We start from the raw sequence: 20,012 nt of genomic DNA on the forward strand, positions 1-20,012 counted from the left end.
CCCCTCACCCGACCCTCACCGGGGAGGGAGTTTGCCGCCCCTCGCCCCCCGGGCCCTAGCGGAAGAGGGCGGCGTGGCGCCGCGCCCAGTCCGCGAAGGTGCGCGGCGGCCGGCCGGTGATGTCCTCGACGGCGAGGCCGGCCCGGAGTTCCTCCGGGGTGGGCGCTCCCAGGATGTCGAGCGTGGTGTCGACCACCTCCTCCGGCATGAACTGCCGCATCTGCGCACGGGCTTCGTCGCGGGTCTGCTCCATGAAGCGGACGGGTTCACCCAGCGCCTGGCCGATGGCCTCGGCCCGCTGCCGGGGCGTGGTGCGGGCCGGGCCGGTCAACTCATACGCGTGGCCGCCGTGCTCGGCGCCGCGCAGGGTGACGGCGGCGACGGCGGCGATGTCGGCCGGGTCGATCGTGGGCAGGCCCACGTCGCCGAACGGTGCGACGACCGTCCGCCGGGTGCGCACCGGCTCGGCCCAGGCGAGGGCGTTGGAGTGGAAGCCGCCGGGGCGCAGGATCGTCCAGTCCAGGCCCGACTGCCGTACGGCGTCCTCGATGGTCCGTGCCACCTGGCCGTGCGAGGCCGATCGCGGCCGGGTGACGACTCCCTGGGAGGACAGCAGGACGACGCGTGCGATACCGGCGGCCTTGGCGGCATCGAGGACGCCGTGCGGCTCGAGCAGATGCGCACTGGCTCCCCCGTTCTGCAGGAAGAGCGCGCCGGCGCCGTCGAAGACCGCGCGCAGACTGTCGGTGTCGGTGAGGTCCGCACGCCGGTGGCGCACCCCCTCCGGCACGTCGGCGGCCGAGATCGACCTGGAGGTGGCGGTCACCCGCTCACCGTCCGCCGCGAGGATACGGACGAGTTCCCGGCCTGCGTTCCCGGTTGCTCCGGTCACCACGAACATGAACAACTCCCCTGTTGATTCGGTGTGGTGGGGACGCTAACAGCCTGGATATAGTAGGTACCTAGGAGATAGTGGCTATCCCGGAGGGGTGCGTATGGCAGGGAACGGGACACGGACGGCGGGCGCCGGGACCCACCCCGAAGCGGCGTGCCCCATCAGCCCAGTCGTGGACATCGTGTTCAGCCGGTGGACCACCCCGATCCTGTGGTCGCTGCACACCTACGGCCGGCAGCGTTTCGTCGAGCTGCAGCGGCGAATCGGCGGGGTCACCCCGAAGGTGCTGACGCAGCGGCTGCGGCAGTTGGAGCGCGACGGCCTGGTCGTGCGCACCTACCACCCGGAGGTACCGCCCCGGGTGGAGTACGAGATCAGCGAGCTGGGCCTCAGCCTCGCGCCGCTCTTCGCGCACCTCTCCGAGTGGGCGACGGACAACCTGGGCAAGGTCGAGCGGGCCCGGCACGTCTACGACACGGACCCCGCCCGCTAGGCGTACGGACGCGCAGGGTTGTTCACGCGGCCATCACGGTGGGACAGGAGGACCTCCGCGCGGTGAAGACTCGGCACCTCCACCACACCGGAGGCCTTTGTCTGATCAAGCCCCACCGGCGTTGCCAACGCTCGCGATCACTACACCTGAGGGGCGGCCGGCTCAGGCCTGGCCCGTTTCGAAGTGGGAGATGCGGCCGTCGTCGTCGACGGTGAAATTCCAGCGGGTGCGCATCTCGCCCCAGGTGTCGTTGGAGTAGCGGGCGAGGAGGCGGCGGCCGGCGGCGGACTCGTTGTCGACCTCCATATGGCCGTGGGAGGAGAAGATCTCCCGGTCGATCCAGTCGGCGAGGTCACGCTCGGAGCCGTCGTCCGCCATGGTGGCGTCCGGCGTGAGAAGCGCCAGGAAGCCCTCCCGGTCGTGGTTGTTCACGGCCAGGACGAAGGCGCGGACGGCGGGGTCGCTGAGGCGGGTGCTCTGAATCGTCATGTCTGCAGCGTCGTACCGGCCGCCGGGCCGCGCCACCCGCGTCACCCGAACGGCAACCGGTGGCGCGCCGGGCCCGTGCCGGGGGTGGGACGGTGGGGCGAAGCCATCGCTCCGGGAGACGACGTGACCTGTGACGACCGACGTGATCTGGGACTGCTGCTGCTCCGCCTGGGGACGGGCGGGGTGCTCGCGGCGCACGGTGCGCAGAAGCTGTTCGGCTGGTTCGGCGGTGGCGGCATCGAGGGCACGGGCCAGTTCATGGAGTCCCTCGGCTATGTGCCCGGCCGGGCCAGTGCCACGGCGGCGGGCCTCGCCGAGGCCGGCGGGGGTGTGCTGCTCGCGCTCGGTCTCGCCACCCCGGCGGCGGGCGCGGCGGCGGCCGGTGCGATGGCGGGCGCGTCCGCCGTGCACGCGCCCAACGGCTTCTTCAACCAGGAGGGCGGCTTCGAGTACGCCGCGTCTCTCGGCCTGACGGCCGCCGGGCTCGCCGTCACCGGTCCCGGCCGGCTCTCCCTGGACCACGCCTTCGGCCACGCGGTCAACCGGAGCTGGATGGTCCCGGTGGCCTTCGCGGCGGCCGCGGCGGCCACGACCATGGCGGTCGGCGAGCGGGTCAGGCGGCTGCGGAAGGCCAGGGAGGGCGAGCAGGAGGCGTTGTTCGAGGAGTAGCGCGGCGCGCCGTCGGGCTCAGCAGCCCGTCTGGCCCTTGCAGGCCTCGCCGTCGGGCAGGTGTGTCTCGGCCCACCTGCCGAGTTCCTGGAGTGCCGGTCCCAGCGCCGCGCCCGACTCGGTCAGCCGGTAGGAGACGCGCAGCGGCGGTCCCTCGTCGACCTCACGGACCAGGAGCCCGGCGGCGCCCAGTTCGGTGAGCCGGTCGGAGAGCATGCGCTCACTGATGCCCGGGACGGCCCGGCGCAGATCGGCGAAGTACGCCGGCTGCTCCACCAGCACGGCCACGATCGGCCCCGTCCAGCGCTTTCCCAGCAGCTGGAAGACACGCGTGATGCCACCGTCCACGCGCTTGCATGCCTCTGCCTCGTGCACCTGCTCGACCGCCATGCCCTCAGGGTACTACCCCCGTGCAAGGGGATGAAAAAAAGTAAGCACCTGTGTTATTCATAGTCGAGTACGAATTCTTAGCGGCGGCGCGATGGCGTCTCCGCCCCTTCACCCATGGGAGAAAGCCCCAGATGGCCACCCTTCTGCACATCGACTCCTCCGTCTTCCCGGCGGCCGGTTCCGCGTCCCGCGCCGTGGCGGAGACCTTCCGCAAGGCCTGGGAGGAGCAGCACCCCGAGGGCACGGTGATCTACCGCGACCTCGCCACGGACCCCGTTCCGCACCTCACCGCCGACGCCCACACGGCGGGCTTCGCGGACCCTTCCGCCCACACTCCCGAACAGGCCGCGGTCTTCGCCGAGCGCCTGAAGCTGATCGAGGAGCTGGAGGCGGCGGACGCCGTGCTGATCGGCGCCCCGATGTACAACTTCACGATCCCCTCGACGCTCAAGGCGTGGCTGGACAACGTGATCCTGGTGGGCCGCACCGCGGGTGACAGCCCCTCCGTCAAGGGCACCCCGGTCACCGTGGTCGCCAGCCGGGGCGGCTCCTACGCGCCCGGCACCCCGCGCGAGGGCTACGAGTACGTGCAGAACTATCTGAGCGCGGTGCTGGGGGACATGCTCGGTCTCGAGGCCGACTTCATCGTCCCGGAGCTGACCATGGCCCCGCAGGTTCCGGCGATGGCCGAGCTGGTCCCGCTCTTCGAGAGCTCCCGCGAGCGCGCGCACCAGGACGCGACCGTCAAGGCCAAGACCCTCGCCGAGCGGCTGGCGGCGTAACCCGGCCGCGCCCGGCCGCGCCCGGCCGCGCCCGGGGCCGGGTCAGGCACGGTGCCGGGCGTCCTCCAGGTAGTGCAGCACCGCGGCGACCCGGCGGTCGGTGCGGTCGGTGGGCGCCAGGTCGAGCTTGGCGAAGATGCTGCGGATGTGCTTGTGGACGGCACCGTCGCTGACGACGAGCCGTTCGGCGATGGCCCCGTTTCCCAGCCCCTCGGCCATCAGCGCCAGCACGTCCCGTTCGCGCGGGCTGAGCCGTCCCAGCCGGGCGTCCGGTCGGCTGCGGGTGAGCAGCTGGGCGACGACCTCGGGATCGATGGCGGTACCGCCCCGCGCCACCCGGTGCAGGGCGTCGAGGAACTCCTCGACCCGGCCGACCCGTTCCTTCAGCAGATAGCCGAGCCGGGCGCTGCCCTGGGCGAGCAACTCGGTGGCGAACGCCTGCTCCACGTAGGCGGACAGGACCAGGACGGCGAGGCCGGGCCGGCGCCGGCGGGCCTCCACGGCGGCGGTGATCCCCTCGTCGGTGTGGGTGGGCGGCATCCGGACGTCGACGATGGCGACGTCCGGATCTTCCGCGTCCACGGCGTCCAGGAAGGCGTCGGCGTCCTCGGCCGTGGCCACCACGTCCAGGGACTCGGCGCGCAGCAGCAGGGCGAGCCCCTCGCGCAGCAGGGCGTCGTCCTCGGCGATCACGATCCGCATGGCAGGGTCACCTTCAGGGTGGTGGGGCCGCCGGGCGGGCTGGCCAGTTCCAGTGTTCCGTCGTGCGCCTCGGTGCGGCGGCGGATGCCGGTGAGCCCGGATCCGTTCCGTTCGTCGGCTCCGCCGTGGCCGTCGTCGTGGATCTCCACGTACAGCCGGTCGTCGAGGCGGCGTACGACGACACCGGCCTCCCGGGCGCCGCTGTGCTTGGCGATGTTGCTGAGGGCCTCGGCGACCACGAAGTACGCCGTCGCCTCCACCGACGCCGGGCAGCGGCCGGGCACGTCGGTGTCGATGCCGCAGGGCACCGGACAGTCGGCGGCCAGGGCGGTGAGGGCGTCGGGCAGGCTGCGGTCGGCGAGGACCGGCGGAAGGATGCTGCGGACGACCGCCCGCAGTTCGGCCAGGGCCTGTTCGGCGGCCTCCTGGGCACGCTCGAGTACGGCGTCCGCCTCGCCGGGATTCCGGGTGAGGGCGCGCCGGGCGGCGCCGAGCAGCACGGTGACGGCGACGATCCGGTTCTGTGTGCCGTCGTGCAGCGCGCGTTCGACGCGACGGAGTTCGGTGGCGTGGGCGTCGAGCGCGGCGGCGCGGGTGGCGGTGAGTTCGGCGACCCGCAGGACGAGGTCGGTTCCCGGGTCGGCGGCGAGCAGACGTCGTCCGGGCCATGCCTGGAGCCGCGCGAGGGCGGGGGCGCAGAACACGATGGCGGCGACGGTGAGCACGCCGAACAGGGTGACGGCGAGGGCGCCGGGCCAGTCGCGTACGGTCCACCAGCCCAGGGCGGCGGTGGCCTCGCTCTCCGGGAGGAAACGCCAGTACAGGGGGAAGGTGATGTCGTGTGCCGCGTTGAGGGGGAGGGTGGCGCCGATCAGGCCCAGGAGGAGACCGAGCAGGGCGTGGGCCCAGACCCAGCGGATCTCGCGGCGTACGGCGCGGTCGGTGAGGGCGGCGCGCAGTCCGGGCGGGGGATCCGGGGGGCTGATGAGTTGCGGGCCCCAGCGGGAGAGACGGGTTCGCTCGCGGTCGGCGACGGCTCTGGTCGCGTGCAGGGCGGAGGGAAGCAGCAAGAGGCCTACGCCGGCCAGGCAGGCGACGGTGGTCAGGGCCAGCCACAGTGCGGCGAGCAGGGCGAGCAGGGCGGTGCCCATGCCGGCGAGGAGGTGTTCCAGGGCGTCCAGGGCGGCTCGGGCCCGAGCGGAAACGGTGCCCGCGCGACTGCCGGACGTCTCGTCTTGGGTCATCATCGTCCGTACCTCCTCCCAGGCGGGGAGAATAGGCCACCCGGGCCCGCGCCCGCGTCCACCCGGGCCGCCCCAGCGGCACGACTGCCCGCGGATCGCGGAGGGCCATGGGCGCTGCCCGAGCCCCCACCGGACGGACAGTGGCGCCGCAGGCATCGGAGCCGGCGCGCGTTCACTCGCGGATCGACATGTCCTTGACCGGCGGGGTGCGCAGGAGGTGGTTCGTGGGGAGGATCGTGGCGGTCAGCGACAGGGCCGCCGTGGCGGCGATGATCGTCGCCCAGCCCGCGGCCGGGACGTACGGGACGCGTGCGCCCGAGACGGCGTTGACGATCGTCGTCAGGGTGACCGCCGCGATCGCGGTGCCGATCGCCAGGGACACCCCCAGCAGACCGGCCTGTTCCGCGTGCACCATGCGTCTCACCTGACGGCGGGTGACACCGGCCAGCCGCAGCAGGGACAGCTCCCGCCGCCGCGCCAGGGCCGCCATCACGAGCGTGTTCGCGGCGGCCAGGACCGCGTACCCGGCCAGGACGGCGACGAGCAGCCTGTTGAGCCAGCCGCTGACGGCCAGATCCCGCGCGATGTCACCGGTGAGCGTCTCGGTGTCCACCACGGCGGCGGCCGGATACCGCCGCGCGAGATCCGCGAGGGCTCCGTCCGCGCCCGGCGCGGTACGGATCAGCACCTGATCGTCGAGTCCGGTGACCGTGTGACCGGCCAACGTCCCGGTGTGCAGGGTGACATCCCCGAAACCCCACCCGCGTGAATACAGCGCGACCACCCGCAGAGTGACAGGCGTGCCGTCGCCGAGCCACAGCTCTGCCTCGTCCCCGAGCCGCCACCCGGCGGCGTCCGCCTGCGCGGTGGACACGGCCACCGTGTCCGGCCGCAGTGCGACGAGGCTGCCCGACCGGACCCCGAGGTCCATCGTCCGCTCCACCCCCACAGGGTCGATGCCCTGCGCGACCACGGCCTGCGCCTCGAGTTCGCCCGGTACGACGACGGAGGTACGGCGCACCCCGGTCGCGGCGAGCACGCCGGGGATGCGGCGGGCCTCGGCCGTGGCGGAGGCGGGCAGCCCCGCGGCGCCGGTCAGGGCGTGCTGGGCGAGGATGCCGTCACGGCTCTGGACGACGGTCTGCCGCTGGAGGTTGTCCTGGAGGAACCAGACGGTGCCGCCGAAACCGACGGAAAGGACCAGCGCGGTGAGGACGGCGACCATGCCGCGTGCGTTGGCCCGCAGATTCGCGGCGGCGAGGTACCCGCTGTCGCCCCAGACCCCCCGCAGCACGGGCGCGAGCAGCCGGGCCGCGCCCTGGTTGATCCACGGCGCCAGCAGCGCGATCCCGAGCACGAAGAGGTAGAGCATGCCGACGGCGGCGCCCATCGCGGTCTGGCCGTCGGTGGCCCCGGTGAGGCCGATGAGGGACACGGCCGAGGCGAGGCACACCAGACCCGTGACGGCACGCGCCCTGCTGCCGAGCCCGGGCTCGACGGCGGCCTCCCCGAGCGCCTCGGTGGGCCGGATCCGGGTGACGCGCAGGGAGGCGATCCACACGGAGAGGAGAGCGACGACGGCGACGGCGCCCAGCACGGCCGCCGCGGACAACACCCCTCCCCGGACGACGAACCCGTCGGGCACGAACTCCCGGGACACCAGCTCGTCGCGGATGTGTCCCGTGGCGAACAGCCCCACCGGAACGCCCACCGCGGCGGCGGCCGACGCGAGCAGGCCCACTTCCGCGAGGAGCATCCCCCGCAGCTGGCCCGGAGTGGCCGCGACGGCCCGCAGCAGGGCGAGGTCGCGCCGCCGGTGCCGTACGGACAGACCGACGGTCCCGGCGACGACGAAGACGACGATCATCGCCGCGTACCCGGCGAACGCGCCGCCGGCCTGGAGGGTGAACGCCCGTGCGGCGGCGGCCTCGGGCTGTGCGGCCAGCCCGCGCTCGTCACCGGTGTACGTGGTGGAGTCCGCACCGTCCGCCATCCGGCGTACCGCGTCGACGACGGCGGAGCGGTCGGCATCCGGTTCGGTGAGGACGCCGATGGCGTCGAAGCGGCCGGCGTGGGGGTCGAGCCGGGCCGCTCGCGCGTCGGTGAAGAACACCTCGGCCCGCTCCCCCGTCGCGCCGTCCGCCTCGACGACACCGCACACCCGGTACGGCCGGCTCTCGCCTCCGGTGATGAGGTCCGTGCGGTCGCCGGGCGCGAGCCCCATGTGGTCGGCGAACCGGGCGTCGACGGCGATCTCCCCATCCGCGCGCGGGGGTTCGCCCGACACGAGCCGGTAGGGGGCGAGAGCGGCGCTCGCCCAGCCATGCCCCGCGGCGGGCAGGTCCGGGGCGCTCGTCGGGGTGACCGCAATCAGGCGGTCCCCCACCGCCCGTTCCACACCCGGCACTTCGGCGAGCTTCGAAGCCAACGCGGCGTCGACGGCTCCGCGTTCGGGAAGCGTCACGGTGGTGTACTCGGTCTCACCGAACACCGTCGGTCCGGCCACCCGCAGTTCGCGATCGGCGACAACGGCGGCCGTGGCACCGAAGCGTCCCGGCTCGCCGTGGTAGTGCCGGCCGGACTCCACGAGGAGGGCGCAGGTCATCAGAACGGCGACACCGGCGGCGAGCGCGACGAACGTGGCGGCGAAGCCGGCCTTGCGGAAGCGCACCATCTGCGCGGCCAGTCGGAGCACGGTTCAGCCCTCCCGGCTCGCGACGGGATGCCGGCGGCCCAGCAGTGCCAGGTGCTCGGCGATCCGCTCGGCGCCGGGCTGTGCCATGTCCCGTACGATCCGCCCGTCGGCGAGGACCAGCACACGGTCGGCGTACGACGCGGCGACGGGGTCGTGGGTCACCATGACGACGGTCTGCCCGAACTGGTCGACCGCGGACCGCAGCAGGGCGAGGACGTCGGCGGCGGTCCGGGTGTCCAGGGCCCCGGTGGGTTCGTCGCAGAAGATCACCTCGGGCCGGGTGACGAGTGCCCGGGCGATGGCGACGCGCTGCTGCTGGCCGCCGGAGAGCTGGGCGGGCCGGTGCCGGAGCCGGTCGCCGAGTCCGACCCGTGCGATCACCTCGGCCACCCAGTCCGGTTCCGGCCGACGGCCGGACAGCCGGGAGGGCAGCAGGATGTTCTGCTCCACGTTGAGCGCGCCCACCAGGTTGAACGCCTGGAAGACGAACCCGACGCGGCTGCGCCGCAGTTCGGTCAGCCGCTTCTCCGGCATCGACGACAGATCGGTGCCTCCGAGCCGTATCGTCCCCGAGTCCGGCCGGTCCAGTCCGGCCGCACAGTGCAGCAGGGTGCTCTTGCCGGAACCGGAGGGCCCCATCACGGCGGTCGCCGTGCCGCGCATGAACACGGCGCTCACATCGTCCAGCGCCACGACCGGCGGGTCACCGCCGTAGGTCCTGTGTACATGGTCGAGGCCGACGGCGACGTCGGCCGGGGTCAGTGACATGGTGGGGCGCCTTCCGGGCGGATCTCGTTGCTGTTCCACCCCGACGGTACGAAGGGCGCGGCCCGCGGCCCATCCAGCCAGGGCCCCGATCATGGTGGTGCAGGCACTACCCGCGCCGGTGGCGGTACATCACGGCCGGCCACGCGCCGTTCGCCCTGGTCCCGCACGGGTTCGCCGGCGGACGCGCGCGGCCGCAGGTCAACGGAAGATCACCTACCGGTCTCGGCGGGCCCTTCCCGTGCCCTCTTCGAGACTCACCCGCAACGCTTCGTACCGCACGTTCCCGCCCCCCGCTCCGTCACAGTCACTGAGGTCGGCGTCGACCAGGCGAGGGGACACGGACGATGAAGCGGTACGGGACACGACGGCTGGGCGGAGCGGTGCTCGCCCTCACGGCGGCGAGCGGTCTGCTGCTCACCGGATGCGGCGGGGGCGTCGACGGCGACTCCAAGGTGAGCGACTCCTCCTACGACCGGGGGGCGGACGGTGCGCCGCCCGCCCCCGACCGCGGCTCGGGAGGGCGGTACGAGGGTGATCGGCGCGAGGGCGAGCAGGAATCCCGTGAGGTCGCCCCCGAACCCGACCATCTGTCGACGTTCGCGCTGGACGTCGACACCGCCTCGTACGGCTATGCCCGCCGCACCCTCTCCGAGGGCCGGCTGCCCGCCCCGTCGACCGTGCGTCCCGAGGAGTTCGTCAACAGCTTCCGGCAGGACTACGAGCGTCCCGGCGGCGACGGTTTCACGGTCACCGTGGACGGCGCCCGCACCGAGGACGAGGACTGGTCGCTGGTCCGGGTGGGTCTGGCGACCCGGGCCGCCGAACCGGACGGTGAACGCCCGCCCGCCGCCCTGACGTTCGTCGTCGACATCTCGGGCTCGATGGCGGAACCGGGCCGTCTCGACCTCGCGCGGGACTCCCTCGCCACCATGACGGACCGACTGCGCGACGACGACTCGGTGGCCATCGTCACCTTCAGCGACGAGGCCGAGACCGTCCTGCCGATGACCCGGCTGGACGGCGGCCGCGGCGAGATCCACGACGCCATCGACAGCCTGGAGCCGACGGACTCCACCAACCTCGAGGCCGGTGTGGACACCGGGTACGAGACCGCCGTCGAGGGACTGCGCGAGGGCGCCACCAACCGGGTCGTGCTGGTCTCGGACGCGCTCGCCAACACCGGTGCGACGGAGGCCGACACGATTCTCGAACGGATCGCACAGGCCCGCCGCGAGCACGGTGTGACCCTGTTCGGGGTCGGTGTCGGCAGTGACTACGGCGACGCGCTCATGGAGCAGCTCGCCGACCGGGGCGACGGCCACACGGTGTACGTGTCCGACGAGGAGGACGCCCGTGAGGTGTTCTGCGAACAGCTGCCGCGCAACATCGAGCTGACGGCCCGTGACGCCAAGGCGCAGGTGGCCTTCGATCCGGAGACGGTGGCCGAGTTCCGGCTCGTCGGCTACGACAACCGGCGGGTGGCCGACGAGGACTTCAGGGACGACCGGGTCGACGGCGGCGAGGTCGGCCCCGGCCACACCGTGACCGCCCTGTACGCGGTGCGCACCCGCTCCGGTGCCGGAGGTCATCTGGCGACGGCCACCGTGCGCTGGCTGGACCCCGACAGCCGCGCTCCGCACGAGGAGACGGGCGACCTGGAGACGGGCGGCCTGGCCGACTCCGTGTGGAGCGCGCCGCGCGGTCTGACGGTGACCGCGACCGCCGCCTACTTCGCCGACGCCCTGCGCTCGTACGACCACCGTCACAGCGCGCTGCCGGGCGCCCCCGCGCTCGGTGAACTCTCCGCACGGGCTGACGACTTGGCGGACCGGACGGAGGACGAGGACATCCGTGGGCTGGCCGGGGCGATCCGCGAGGCGGACCGTCTGGACCGGTCGCGGACCATTGACTGATTCCTACGCACGGGTAAGTTGACTCCCGAGTAAGTAAGTGGGTACGACAGCATCAGTCGCGACCGGGAGCCGTCATGGGCGTACACAGGGATCTGAAACGGGCGAGGCGACGCGCGGATCCGGCGGGCCGGACCCGGGTCGGGACGGTCCTGGACGAACACGGCGTCGTGCGTGAGGCCCGTACGGCGGCTCTCGCCGCGCGGACGGTCACCGGCAGTACCGCCGACATCCCGTTCACCAACGCGGCCGAGGCCCCGGACGCGGTGGTGCTGCGGCGCGAGGAGGGCGGCGTCTGGCGTCCGGTGACGGCGGCGGCCTTCGCCCGGGAGGTCACCGCCGTGGCCAAGGGGCTGATCGCCGCCGGCCTCGAGCCGGGCGACCGGGTCGCCGTGATGTCCCGTACGCGCTACGAGTGGACGGTGCTGGACTTCGCGATCTGGTCGGCCGGCGGCGTCACCGTGCCGGTCTACGCCACCTCTTCGGCGGAACAGGTGGAGTGGATCGTCCGTGACTCCGGCGCCCGGTACATCGTCACGGAGACCGCGCAGAACACCGCCACCGTCACCACCGGCACCGCAGCCCACCCCCGGCCGCCGCGCGTGTGGGAACTGGACGCGGACGCCCTCTTCGAACTCACCGCGCTCGGCCGGGACGTACCCGACGAGGAGGTCACCGCGCGCCGTACGGCACTGACCCCGAAGACCGTGGCGACCCTCTGCTACACCTCCGGCACCACCGGGCGCCCCAAGGGCTGCGTCCTCACCCACGCCAACCTGCACGCCGAGGCCGCGAACACGGTCGAACTGCTGCACCCGGTCTTCGAGGAGGTCACCGACCAGGTCGCCTCGACCCTGCTCTTCCTCCCGCTCGCCCACATTCTCGGCCGCACCATCCAGATCGCCTGTCTGCTCGCCCGTATCGAGATCGGCCACTGCCCGAGCATCAAGCCCGCCGAACTGCGGCCCGCGCTCAAGGCGTTCCGCCCCACCTTCCTCGTCGGCGTCCCCTATCTCTTCGAGAAGATCCACGACACCGGCCGGGCCACCGCCGAGAAGATCGGCCGGGGCGCCTCCTTCGAGCGGGCCCACCGCGTCGCGGTCCGCTTCGGCGAGGCGCACCTCGACAGGTCCCTGGGCCGCGGCAAGGGCCCGGGCCCCGGTCTGTACGCGGCCTGGGCGCTGTACGACCTGCTGGTGTACCGGCGGGTACGCAAGGAACTCGGCGGGCGGGCGCGGTACGCCATCAGCGGCGGCTCCCCGCTGGAGCGCGACCTCAACCTCTTCTTCTACGCGGCCGGGATCATGATCTACGAGGGGTACGGCCTGACCGAGACCACCGCCGCCGCGACCCTCGTCCCGCCGCTGAGCCCCCGCCCGGGGACGGTCGGTCTCCCGGTCCCCGGTACGGCGGTCCGGATCGCCGGCGACGGCGAGGTGCGGATCAGCGGCGGCATCGTCTTCGGCTCCTACTGGAACGACCCGGACGCCACCGGCGAGGTGCTCGACGACGGCTGGTTCGCCACCGGTGACCTCGGATCCCTCGACGAGGACGGCTATCTGACCATCACCGGCCGCAAGAAGGACATCCTCGTCACCTCCGGCGGCAAGAACGTCTCCCCCGCCGTCCTGGAGGACCGGCTGCGCAGCCGCCCGCCGGTGGGGCAGTGCCTGGTCGTCGGCGACAACCGGCCGTTCGTGGCCGCGCTGATCACCCTCGATCCGGAGACGGTCGCCCACTGGCTGGCGGTGCGCAAGATGCCCGCCGGCACGCCGGTGTCCGAGATCGTGCGCGACCCCCGGATGCGCGCCGATGTCCAGAGGGCCGTCGACTACGCCAACGAGGCCGTGTCCCGCGCGGAGTCCATCCGTGCCTTCACCCTGATCGAGGGCGAGTTCACCGAGGAGAACGGCCTGCTGACACCGTCGCTCAAGGTCAAACGGCGGGCGGCGCAGGAGGCGTACGCGAAGGAGATCGAGGCGCTGTACTCCTGACCCCGGGGTTCCGCAGGGCACGGAGGTAGCGGCGGCGGACGTGGAGCTGGGCCAGCAGGAGAACGGGGAAGAGCGGGCGCCAGGGGCCGGCCGGCGCCGCCCGGGTCAGGGAGCGCAGGGTGAGCAGGACCCGGCCGTCGTCCTCCCGGTGCACGATGAAGGCCTCCTCCCCGCTGACGGGGTGGCCCCGGCGGGTGCCGTAGGCGAAACCGCACCGGTTCCCGGTCTCGACCACGGCGACGACCTCGACCGGTTCACGGACGACGCACCGGCCTCGGCCCGCCGTGACCGTGTAGCGCCCGCGCTCGCGGGCGTCGATCACGCCTCCGTCGGCCGGGGCGACGGTGAAGCCGCTGCGGCGTTTGACCTCCCACCGCAGCACCGCCTTCCTGGCGGAGTTCCAGGCGTCCTCTCCCCGTCCGATCGTCACGCTTGTCTCGAACCGGCGGAAGCCCTGCGGGGACGCGGTCCAGTCCGGGTTCTGCGGGGCGGTGGCGCCGCGGGGGGCGTAGGTGAGGCCGGCGTTCTCATCCATGCGCGTGCGGTCTCCGCTTCAGGAAGTCGGACAGCCCTGTGAGGAGGCGGTCCACGTCCTCGTCGTCGGTGTAGGGGGCGAGGCCGATGCGGAGGCCGCCGGTGTCGCCGAGGCCGAGGTGACGGGAGGCCTCCAGCGCGTAGAAGCTGCCGCTGGGGGCGTGGATGTTGCGGTCGGCCAGGTGGCGGTAGGCGTCCGTGGTGCTGTGGCCGTCGAGGGTGAGAAGGAGGGTGGGGGTGCGGTGGAGGGCTCGGGAGTGGAGGGTGACGCCGGGGAGGGCCGTCAGCTCTGTCTCGAGGCGGGTGCGGAGGGTGGACTCGTGTCGGTCGATCGCCTCGAATGCCGCGACGAGTTGTTCGCGGCGGTTTTCTCGCCCTCGCCGCCCCTCCCCGTTCCCGTCCCCCGGGGGCTCCGCCCCCGGACCCCCGCTCCGCGAACGCCGGAGGGGCTGAATCGTCGCCAGGAAGTTCACTGCTGCCGTCGCGCCTGCCAGGAACTCGTAGGGGAGCGTGCCCAGTTCGAAGCGTTCCGGGGTTTGGTCCGTGGACGGGAGGAGTTTGTCCGGGTGGAGGGTGGCCAGGAGGTCGGGGGCTGCGGCCAGGACGCCGAGGTGGGGGCCGAGGAACTTGTACGGGGAGCAGACGAAGAAGTCCGCGCCGAGCGCGCCGATGTCGACCGAGGCGTGTGCCGCGTAGTGCACGCCGTCGACGTGGAGGAGCGCGCCCGCCTCGTGGGTGAGGCGGGCGATCTCCTCGATCGGGGGGATCGTGCCGAGCAGGTTGGAGGCCGCGGTGACGGCCACCAGCCGGGTCCGGTCGGAGAGCACGGCGCGGATGTGGTCGGCGGTCAGCTCACCGGTGGCCGGGTCGAAGTCGGCCCGGCGGACGGTGCAGCCGGCCCGCTCGGCCGCCTGCACCCAGGGACGGATGTTGGCGTCGTGGTCGAGCCGGGTGACCACCACCTCGTCGCCGGGTGACCAGGTCGCGGCGAGGGTGCGGGAGAGGTCGTAGGTGAGCTGGGTGGCGCTGCGGCCGAAGACGACGCCGGCCGGGTCGGCGGCCAGCAGGTCCGCCATGGCCTGCCGGGCCCCGACGACGAGGGCCTCGGCGTTGCGCTCGCCGGGCAGTCCGTCGCCCCGGATGGAGAGCGGCCGGGAGAGTGCGGCGGCGATCGCCTCGATGACGGGCAGCGGCATCTGGGTGCCGCCGGGGCCGTCGAAGTGCGCGGTGCCCGCGGACAGCGCGGGAATCCGGGCGCGCAGTGCGGTGACGTCGTACGTCATGAGGGCCTCCTCGTGGGTGCGGTGGGCGGGCGTACCGGTCAGGCGGGTGTGGCCTCGGGGCGCGGTTCGCCCGGCGGGTCGGTGAGCTGCTCGCGCAGGTAGTTCCAGACGACCGCGATCAGGGCGGCGACCGGTACGGCGAGCAGGCTGCCGACGATGCCGGACAGGCTGCCGCCGAGGGTCACCGCCAGCAGGACGACCGCCGCGTGGAGTCCGAGCCCCCGGCTCTGGATCATGGGCTGGAAGACATTGCCCTCGAGCTGCTGCACCGCGACGATGATGGCGAGCACGATCAGCGCGTCCGTCAGGCCGTTGGACACCAGCGCGATCAGCACCGCGACGAAGCCGGCGAACAGGGCGCCCACGATGGGCACGAACGCGGACACGAAGGTGAGGACCGCGAGCGGCAGCACCAGGGGTACGTCGAGGAGCCACAGCCCCAGTCCGATGAACACGGCGTCGAGGAGACCGACGAGGGCCTGCGAGCGTACGAAGGCGCCGAGCACGTTCCAGCAGCGCGCGGCCACGGCCGGCACGTCGGTGGCCAGCCGGCCGGGGAGCTGGCGGCCGAGCCAGGGCAGGAAGCGCGGGCCGTCCTTGAGGAAGAAGAACATCAGGAACAGTGCCAGTACGGCCGTGACGATCCCGCTGACCACGGTGCTCACACCGGTGACGGCGGTGGAGGCGATGGCGCCGGCGCTGTCCTGGATGCGGGCGGTCGCGCTGTCGAAGGCGCCGGCGATCTGGGCGTCGTCGATGTTCAGGGGCGGCCCGGCGGCCCATTCGCGCAGCCTGTCGACGCCCTCGACCACGCCGTCGGCCAGTTCGCCCGACTCCGACGCCACCGGCACCGCGATCAGCGCCACGGTGCCCGCTGCCAACAGCAGGAACAGTACGGTCACCAGGGCCGCGGCGAGCGCGGGCGGCAGACCGCGCCGGCGCAGATAGCGGGTGGGCGGCCAGGTGAGCGTGGTGAGGAGCAGGCCGACTATCAGCGGCCAGACCACCGACCACATACGGCCGAGGGCCCACAGCACCACCGCCGCGGCCACCAGGACCAGCAGCAGCTCACCGGAGACGCGCGCCGACGTGCGCAGCGCGGCGCGGGTTCTCCCCGCGTTCAACGTGGCAGACATGGAGGCACCTTATGGGGCCCGCCGGTTCCGGTGATCGTCCGGGACCGGGTCGGTGCGATGTCCTGTCCGGCGCGACCGTGTCGGCCGGGCCGTCCGGGCCCGGTGAGGGCAGACTGAGGTCATGGGCGATCTCGATGCCCGCGGGGCATCCTCGCGTCGGTTCCCTCGGGCTCCGGAGAGTGCGGCGCAGGCCCGGCGGTTCGTGCGGGCCGCCCTCGGTGATGCCGCGCCGGACCTGATCGACACGGCTCAGCTGCTGGTCAGTGAGCTGGTGACCAATGGGGTGCTGCACGCCCGTACCGAGGTCGAGGTGGCGGCCCGGGTCGACGACGGCACGGTCCATGTGCGGGTGAGCGACCGCCGTCCGGAGCGCGGACTCGTGCCGCACGCCTACCCGCCGTACGCCGGTACGGGACAGGGCCTGTCACTGGTCGCGAAGCTGTCGTCCCGGCGGGGCGTCGAGACCGGGGACGCGGACAAGACGGTGTGGTTCGAGCTGGCGCCCGGAGGGCCGCCCCGCCGCCCGGCCGACTGGGACCCCGTAGTGGCTCCCGACGGGGCGACGGTGACACTGCTCGACGTGCCGGCGGCCCTGTACGCGGCGGCTCAGCAGCACCGGCACACCCTGCTGCACGAGCTGGCTCTCGCGGTCGGCGCCGGCCATGTTCCCGGGGTCGGCCCGGAGGACCTCGCCGTGGCCCTGGACATGAGTCATCTGCTGACCGCCTCGGTGACGGCGGCGCTGCGGCTGTGCCCCTCCGAGCAGGCCCTGCGCTCGCTGCCGCTGTCGCTGCCGCCGGACTCCGGGCCGGCCGTGCGGACGCTGCGCACGGTGCTCGACCGGGCGGAGGAGGGCGCCCGTGAGGAGCTGCTGCTGACCCTGCCGGCCCTGCCCCGGCAGCGCCTCTTCCACCAGTGGCTCTTCGACCAGATCGTGGGGCAGTTCGCCGGTTCGCCCCCGACGGCGTGGACGGTGGTCCCCGGGGACCAGGGGACCAGCCCGTCGGAACTGGTGGCGTGGGACGCCGGGCAGGTGCTGGCGAGCCGGGTCCCGACGATCGCCGCCGACGAGCGGAACCGGATCATCGCGGCGAACGGGCCGGCCGCGGACATGCTCGGCTGGCACGTGGACGACCTCGTCGGACGGCCCCTCACCACACTGGTTCCGGACCATCTGCGCAGACGTCATGTCATCGCGTTCACATCGCTGCTGCTCAGTGGGCAGCCCCGGATCCTGGGCCGGTCGGTGCCGCTGCCCGCGCTGCATCACGACGGCCGGCTCATTCCGGTCCGGCTGTTCATCCAGCAGCAGGAGACGGCCGACGGCCGCACCGTCTTCGTCGCCCAGCTCTCCCCCCGCGCCTCGGTGCACGGCTCGGCCACGCTCCCGTCCGGCCGCCCCCGGTCCCTGCGACAGCGGGAACCGCAGCGGCCGCCCGCGCGGGCCACGGGTGACCCGGAACGGGACGCGGACCGGTCCGCGCTGGAGCGGCTCTCGCTGCTGGCCGACACCGCGGCCGCGCTGAGCAACGCCCCCGGTCTGCGCGAGGGTCTGGAGCAGGTGGGCCGGATCCTCACCGAACGGCTCGCGGACTGGTGCGCGGTGGACCTGTTCACGGAGAACGCGCAGGTGGAGCGGGTGTCCATCACCCATCGCCCCTCCCAGGGCCGCCGGCCCGAGGAGTACGAGGGCCGGCTTCCGCCGGTGTCCGACGCCGCCCGTGGCCCGCTGGCCCGCGCGCTGCGCGGGGCGGGTCCCCTGCTGCTCGCCGAGCCGCCGTCGGCCGGCCCGCTCGCCAGCGCCCTGGACGCCCACTACCTGGGGCTGTTGCGGACGATGGGCGCGGACAGCGCGGTCGTCGCCCCGCTGCGGGCCCGCCGGCAGATCATCGGTGCCCTGACGGTGGCGCGCCGCGGACGGGGCACGCCGTTCGGAGAAGGGGATCTGCCACTGGTCCACGATCTGGTGAGCAGCCTCGCGCTGGGCGTGGACAACCTCCGCCTCCACCAGGAGACCCGCAACATCGCCGAACGTCTGCAGCGTTCGCTGCTGCCCAGGCTGCCCGAGATCGGGCATCTGCGGCTGGCCGCCCGGTACGCGGCGTCCTCGGCGACCGCGCAGGTCGGCGGCGACTGGTACGACGCCTTCGTCCTGCCCGACGGGGACACCGCACTGGTCATCGGTGACGTCAGCGGGCACAACCTGGACGCGGCCATCGCCATGAGCCAGCTGCGCAGCATGCTGCGGGGCATCGCCGTGGACCGCCAGGAGCCGCCCGAGACGGTACTGCGCCGACTGGACCTGGCGAACCACAGTCTGTACCGCGAGTCCACCGCGACCTGTGTCTACGCACTGCTGAAGGGCCCCGAGGACGGCCCCTGGGAGCTGGTGCACTCGTCGGCCGGACATCCGCCGCCGCTGCTCATCGGGGCGGACGGCGACACCCGCTATCTGGAGGGCGGCGCGGGGCTGATGCTGGGAGTGGACCCCGCCCCCACCCGTCCGCGGGGCCGGGACGCGGTCCCGGCACACTCGACGGTGCTGCTGTACACGGACGGGCTGATCGAGCGCCGGGGAGAGCATCTGGACGTCGCCCTGGAGCGGCTGCGCCGGCATGCCGGCGCGCTGGCCCGGGAGCCGCTCGACACGCTCTGCGACGAGCTGCTCATCGGGCTGGGCGCCGACGGCGACGACGACATCGCCGTACTGGCGCTGCGGCCGGTGCCGCGGCGCTGACCGGCGTCCGCGGGTGGTGCGGTGGCGGCGCGTACGGTTCCGCGCGCCGCCACCGTGCGCTCAGTTGAAGGAGTCGAGGGTCAGGGACGCCTCGCTCGGGTTGCCGTCGTGGACGAGCGACTCGTGGTTGCCGACGTCGTCGAAGGCGAAGGCGTACGCCTTGCCGTCGGCCATCTGCGCGTGGATGGCGCGCGCGTAGTGGTTGGTGACGGAGTCCTGGTAGAAGCCGCCGGAGCCGGAGTCCGGCTGGTTGGGGTTGGTCAGGAGCGTGGAGCGGTTGAAGCCCGCGCACAGGGTGCGTGAGATGGGGCCGCGCACCTGGTCGTTCGGGGCGTCGAGCTTTCGGTGGCAGCCGAAGACGGAGGAGGCGTCCGGCTTCTGGAAGCTGGTGACGACGGCGCCGGAGCCGTTGGTGAAGTTCATGACGTCACCCGAGACCCGGCCGAAGTACTTGACGCCCGGCTGGTCGGTGAAGGGCGTGACCGTGAGGGTGGAACCGGAGTACTTCTGCCAGACCCGGTTGATGTAGTCGTCCATGACCGACGCCGGCAGGGCACCCGTCTCCAGTCCGTACAACGGGGACAGCGCGCGGAGCACGGTGCCGTCGGAGCGGGTCTGGATCAGGTTGCCCCAGCCCCCGGACCGTCCCCTGAGCGTGTTGAGGACGGCGTTGTAGCCGCCCGCCTTGAGCCTGCCGGTGCTCGTGGTGCCGCCGTCGGCTCGCCGCACGCCCACGGAGTAGGGCGCGGAGAACATGTCGACCTGGGTGCTGTTGAGCCACAGGCCGGAGTCGTTGAGCGTGTACTCGGACCAGTTGAAGAGGATGTTCCGGTTGGGGTCCGAGGGGTTCTGCACGGCGGGCTGCACCAGTCCGCCGGTGGTCAGCTTGAACACCAGTTTCTGGCCGTAGGAGAAGTAGATGCGGCCGGAGAACTTGGGGACGCGGATGGTCGTGGACTGTCCGGCGGCCGGGCCCGTGATCGAGGCGTCGGGTGCGGGGGTGGGCGGGTTGCCGCCGGCGGGCCAGGGGTGGAAGGTGCCGCTCGCGTCGGCCCAGCCCTGTCTGCCGGTCGACAGCTGGGTGCCGAGGTTGTAGACGTACACCTGCTCGCCGCGGCCCGAGTTGTTGGTGATCTTGAGGGGGATGGTGTCCGGGACCGCCGCGTGAGCGGTGGACGGCACTCCGGCGGCGAGCAGTGAGCCGCCGAGGACCGTGGCGATGCTCAACCCGGCCGCCGTGAACCGGCGTTTGAGTGTGCGCAGCATGCTCCCTCTCCGTTCGACTGTGGGG

The 20,012-nt window shown here is 72.9% G+C and carries 17 protein-coding genes; 6 read left to right on the forward strand and 11 right to left on the reverse strand.

Going from position 1 to position 20,012, the window contains the following annotated elements; genetic code table 11:
* Positions 1-55: 55 nt before the first annotated feature.
* A complete protein-coding gene (locus tag IF28_RS0113525; protein WP_030218629.1) occupies positions 56-901 on the reverse strand; it encodes an SDR family oxidoreductase in 846 nt (281 codons plus the stop codon).
* A 94-nt stretch (positions 902-995) separates the two neighbouring features.
* On the opposite strand from IF28_RS0113525, the gene IF28_RS0113530 reads away from it, so the two are divergent.
* Positions 996-1,388 carry a winged helix-turn-helix transcriptional regulator gene (locus IF28_RS0113530; RefSeq protein WP_030218630.1) on the forward strand — a complete coding sequence of 131 codons (393 nt, stop codon included), beginning with the start codon at positions 996-998 and terminating at the stop codon, positions 1,386-1,388.
* 162 nt (positions 1,389-1,550) lie between these two features.
* On the opposite strand, the gene IF28_RS0113535 is transcribed toward IF28_RS0113530, so the two are convergent.
* Positions 1,551-1,877 (reverse strand): nuclear transport factor 2 family protein, encoded by a 327-nt coding sequence (locus tag IF28_RS0113535; RefSeq protein ID WP_030218632.1) that lies wholly within the window; start codon positions 1,875-1,877, stop codon positions 1,551-1,553.
* Between the two features lie 123 nt (positions 1,878-2,000).
* Between IF28_RS0113535 and IF28_RS0113540 the strand changes: the two genes are divergently transcribed.
* Positions 2,001-2,546 carry a DoxX family protein gene (locus IF28_RS0113540; RefSeq protein ID WP_030218634.1) on the forward strand — a complete coding sequence of 182 codons (546 nt, stop codon included), beginning with the start codon at positions 2,001-2,003 and terminating at the stop codon, positions 2,544-2,546.
* An 18-nt stretch (positions 2,547-2,564) separates the two neighbouring features.
* Here IF28_RS0113540 and IF28_RS0113545 read toward each other — a convergent pair whose 3' ends face one another.
* The gene (locus tag IF28_RS0113545) at positions 2,565-2,936 is read right to left on the reverse strand and encodes a winged helix-turn-helix transcriptional regulator (RefSeq protein ID WP_030218635.1); all 372 of its coding nucleotides are present in this window, start codon (positions 2,934-2,936) and stop codon (positions 2,565-2,567) included.
* 131 nt (positions 2,937-3,067) lie between these two features.
* On the opposite strand from IF28_RS0113545, the gene IF28_RS0113550 reads away from it, so the two are divergent.
* Positions 3,068-3,718, forward strand: a complete 651-nt coding sequence (locus IF28_RS0113550) for an FMN-dependent NADH-azoreductase (RefSeq protein ID WP_030218638.1) — start codon at positions 3,068-3,070, stop codon at positions 3,716-3,718.
* 42 nt (positions 3,719-3,760) lie between these two features.
* Here the strand turns inward: IF28_RS0113550 and IF28_RS0113555 are convergent, their stop codons facing one another.
* The 4 genes from IF28_RS0113555 to IF28_RS0113570 form a co-directional block, all read right to left on the reverse strand.
* The gene (locus tag IF28_RS0113555) at positions 3,761-4,420 is read right to left on the reverse strand and encodes a response regulator (RefSeq protein WP_030218640.1); all 660 of its coding nucleotides are present in this window, start codon (positions 4,418-4,420) and stop codon (positions 3,761-3,763) included.
* Positions 4,408-5,667, reverse strand: a complete 1,260-nt coding sequence (locus IF28_RS0113560; protein WP_030218643.1) for a sensor histidine kinase — start codon at positions 5,665-5,667, stop codon at positions 4,408-4,410. The genes IF28_RS0113555 and IF28_RS0113560 overlap by 13 nt, the downstream gene beginning before the upstream one ends.
* A 169-nt stretch (positions 5,668-5,836) precedes the next feature.
* Positions 5,837-8,359 (reverse strand): ABC transporter permease, encoded by a 2,523-nt coding sequence (locus IF28_RS0113565; RefSeq protein WP_030218645.1) that lies wholly within the window; start codon positions 8,357-8,359, stop codon positions 5,837-5,839.
* 3 nt (positions 8,360-8,362) lie between these two features.
* A complete protein-coding gene (locus IF28_RS0113570; protein WP_030218647.1) occupies positions 8,363-9,127 on the reverse strand; it encodes an ABC transporter ATP-binding protein in 765 nt (254 codons plus the stop codon).
* A 344-nt stretch (positions 9,128-9,471) separates the two neighbouring features.
* On the opposite strand from IF28_RS0113570, the gene IF28_RS0113575 reads away from it, so the two are divergent.
* Complete coding sequence (locus tag IF28_RS0113575; protein WP_030218648.1) at positions 9,472-11,040, forward strand: vWA domain-containing protein; 1,569 nt, start codon at positions 9,472-9,474, stop codon at positions 11,038-11,040.
* Positions 11,041-11,114: 74 nt separating this feature from the next.
* Positions 11,115-13,031: an AMP-dependent synthetase/ligase gene (locus IF28_RS0113580; RefSeq protein WP_030218650.1), complete on the forward strand. Its 1,917-nt coding sequence runs from the start codon at positions 11,115-11,117 to the stop codon at positions 13,029-13,031.
* Here the strand turns inward: IF28_RS0113580 and IF28_RS0113585 are convergent.
* Genes IF28_RS0113585 through IF28_RS0113595 form a run of 3 tightly spaced genes read right to left on the reverse strand, consistent with a single transcriptional unit; the run spans position 12,973 to position 15,984 of the window.
* On the reverse strand, positions 12,973-13,566 hold the full coding sequence (locus IF28_RS0113585; RefSeq protein WP_051713740.1) for a DUF1990 family protein: 594 nt from the start codon (positions 13,564-13,566) through the stop codon (positions 12,973-12,975). The genes IF28_RS0113580 and IF28_RS0113585 overlap by 59 nt on opposite strands.
* Positions 13,559-14,848, reverse strand: a complete 1,290-nt coding sequence (locus IF28_RS0113590; RefSeq protein ID WP_030218655.1) for a cysteine desulfurase-like protein — start codon at positions 14,846-14,848, stop codon at positions 13,559-13,561. Before IF28_RS0113590 ends, IF28_RS0113585 begins: the two co-directional genes overlap by 8 nt.
* Before the next feature lie 38 nt (positions 14,849-14,886).
* Positions 14,887-15,984, reverse strand: a complete 1,098-nt coding sequence (locus IF28_RS0113595) for an AI-2E family transporter (RefSeq protein ID WP_030218657.1) — start codon at positions 15,982-15,984, stop codon at positions 14,887-14,889.
* Between the two features lie 121 nt (positions 15,985-16,105).
* Between IF28_RS0113595 and IF28_RS0113600 the strand changes: the two genes are divergently transcribed.
* Positions 16,106-18,721 (forward strand): SpoIIE family protein phosphatase, encoded by a 2,616-nt coding sequence (locus IF28_RS0113600; protein WP_030218659.1) that lies wholly within the window; start codon positions 16,106-16,108, stop codon positions 18,719-18,721.
* 60 nt (positions 18,722-18,781) lie between these two features.
* On the opposite strand, the gene IF28_RS0113605 is transcribed toward IF28_RS0113600, so the two are convergent.
* Positions 18,782-19,987: a glycoside hydrolase family 64 protein gene (locus IF28_RS0113605; RefSeq protein WP_030218660.1), complete on the reverse strand. Its 1,206-nt coding sequence runs from the start codon at positions 19,985-19,987 to the stop codon at positions 18,782-18,784.
* Positions 19,988-20,012: the final 25 nt, after the last annotated feature.

The sequence above is a fragment of the Streptomyces sp. NRRL WC-3626 genome (assembly GCF_000718785.1).
In the GTDB taxonomy this organism is placed as follows: domain Bacteria; phylum Actinomycetota; class Actinomycetes; order Streptomycetales; family Streptomycetaceae; genus Streptomyces; species Streptomyces edwardsiae.

What these genes read in the sequence shown, in the direction of transcription:
- IF28_RS0113600 (WP_030218659.1), top strand. Translation starts at nt 16,106, where the DNA reads ATGGGCGATCTCGATGCCCGCGGGGCATCCTCGCGTCGGTTCCCTCGG.
- IF28_RS0113570 (WP_030218647.1), bottom strand. Translation starts at nt 9,127, where the DNA reads ATGTCACTGACCCCGGCCGACGTCGCCGTCGGCCTCGACCATGTACAC.
- IF28_RS0113530 (WP_030218630.1), top strand. Translation starts at nt 996, where the DNA reads ATGGCAGGGAACGGGACACGGACGGCGGGCGCCGGGACCCACCCCGAA.
- IF28_RS0113535 (WP_030218632.1), bottom strand. Translation starts at nt 1,877, where the DNA reads ATGACGATTCAGAGCACCCGCCTCAGCGACCCCGCCGTCCGCGCCTTC.
- IF28_RS0113575 (WP_030218648.1), top strand. Translation starts at nt 9,472, where the DNA reads ATGAAGCGGTACGGGACACGACGGCTGGGCGGAGCGGTGCTCGCCCTC.
- IF28_RS0113550 (WP_030218638.1), top strand. Translation starts at nt 3,068, where the DNA reads ATGGCCACCCTTCTGCACATCGACTCCTCCGTCTTCCCGGCGGCCGGT.
- IF28_RS0113555 (WP_030218640.1), bottom strand. Translation starts at nt 4,420, where the DNA reads ATGCGGATCGTGATCGCCGAGGACGACGCCCTGCTGCGCGAGGGGCTC.
- IF28_RS0113545 (WP_030218635.1), bottom strand. Translation starts at nt 2,936, where the DNA reads ATGGCGGTCGAGCAGGTGCACGAGGCAGAGGCATGCAAGCGCGTGGAC.
- IF28_RS0113595 (WP_030218657.1), bottom strand. Translation starts at nt 15,984, where the DNA reads ATGTCTGCCACGTTGAACGCGGGGAGAACCCGCGCCGCGCTGCGCACG.
- IF28_RS0113585 (WP_051713740.1), bottom strand. Translation starts at nt 13,566, where the DNA reads ATGGATGAGAACGCCGGCCTCACCTACGCCCCCCGCGGCGCCACCGCC.
- IF28_RS0113560 (WP_030218643.1), bottom strand. Translation starts at nt 5,667, where the DNA reads ATGATGACCCAAGACGAGACGTCCGGCAGTCGCGCGGGCACCGTTTCC.
- IF28_RS0113580 (WP_030218650.1), top strand. Translation starts at nt 11,115, where the DNA reads ATGGGCGTACACAGGGATCTGAAACGGGCGAGGCGACGCGCGGATCCG.
- IF28_RS0113605 (WP_030218660.1), bottom strand. Translation starts at nt 19,987, where the DNA reads ATGCTGCGCACACTCAAACGCCGGTTCACGGCGGCCGGGTTGAGCATC.
- IF28_RS0113590 (WP_030218655.1), bottom strand. Translation starts at nt 14,848, where the DNA reads ATGACGTACGACGTCACCGCACTGCGCGCCCGGATTCCCGCGCTGTCC.
- IF28_RS0113525 (WP_030218629.1), bottom strand. Translation starts at nt 901, where the DNA reads ATGTTCGTGGTGACCGGAGCAACCGGGAACGCAGGCCGGGAACTCGTC.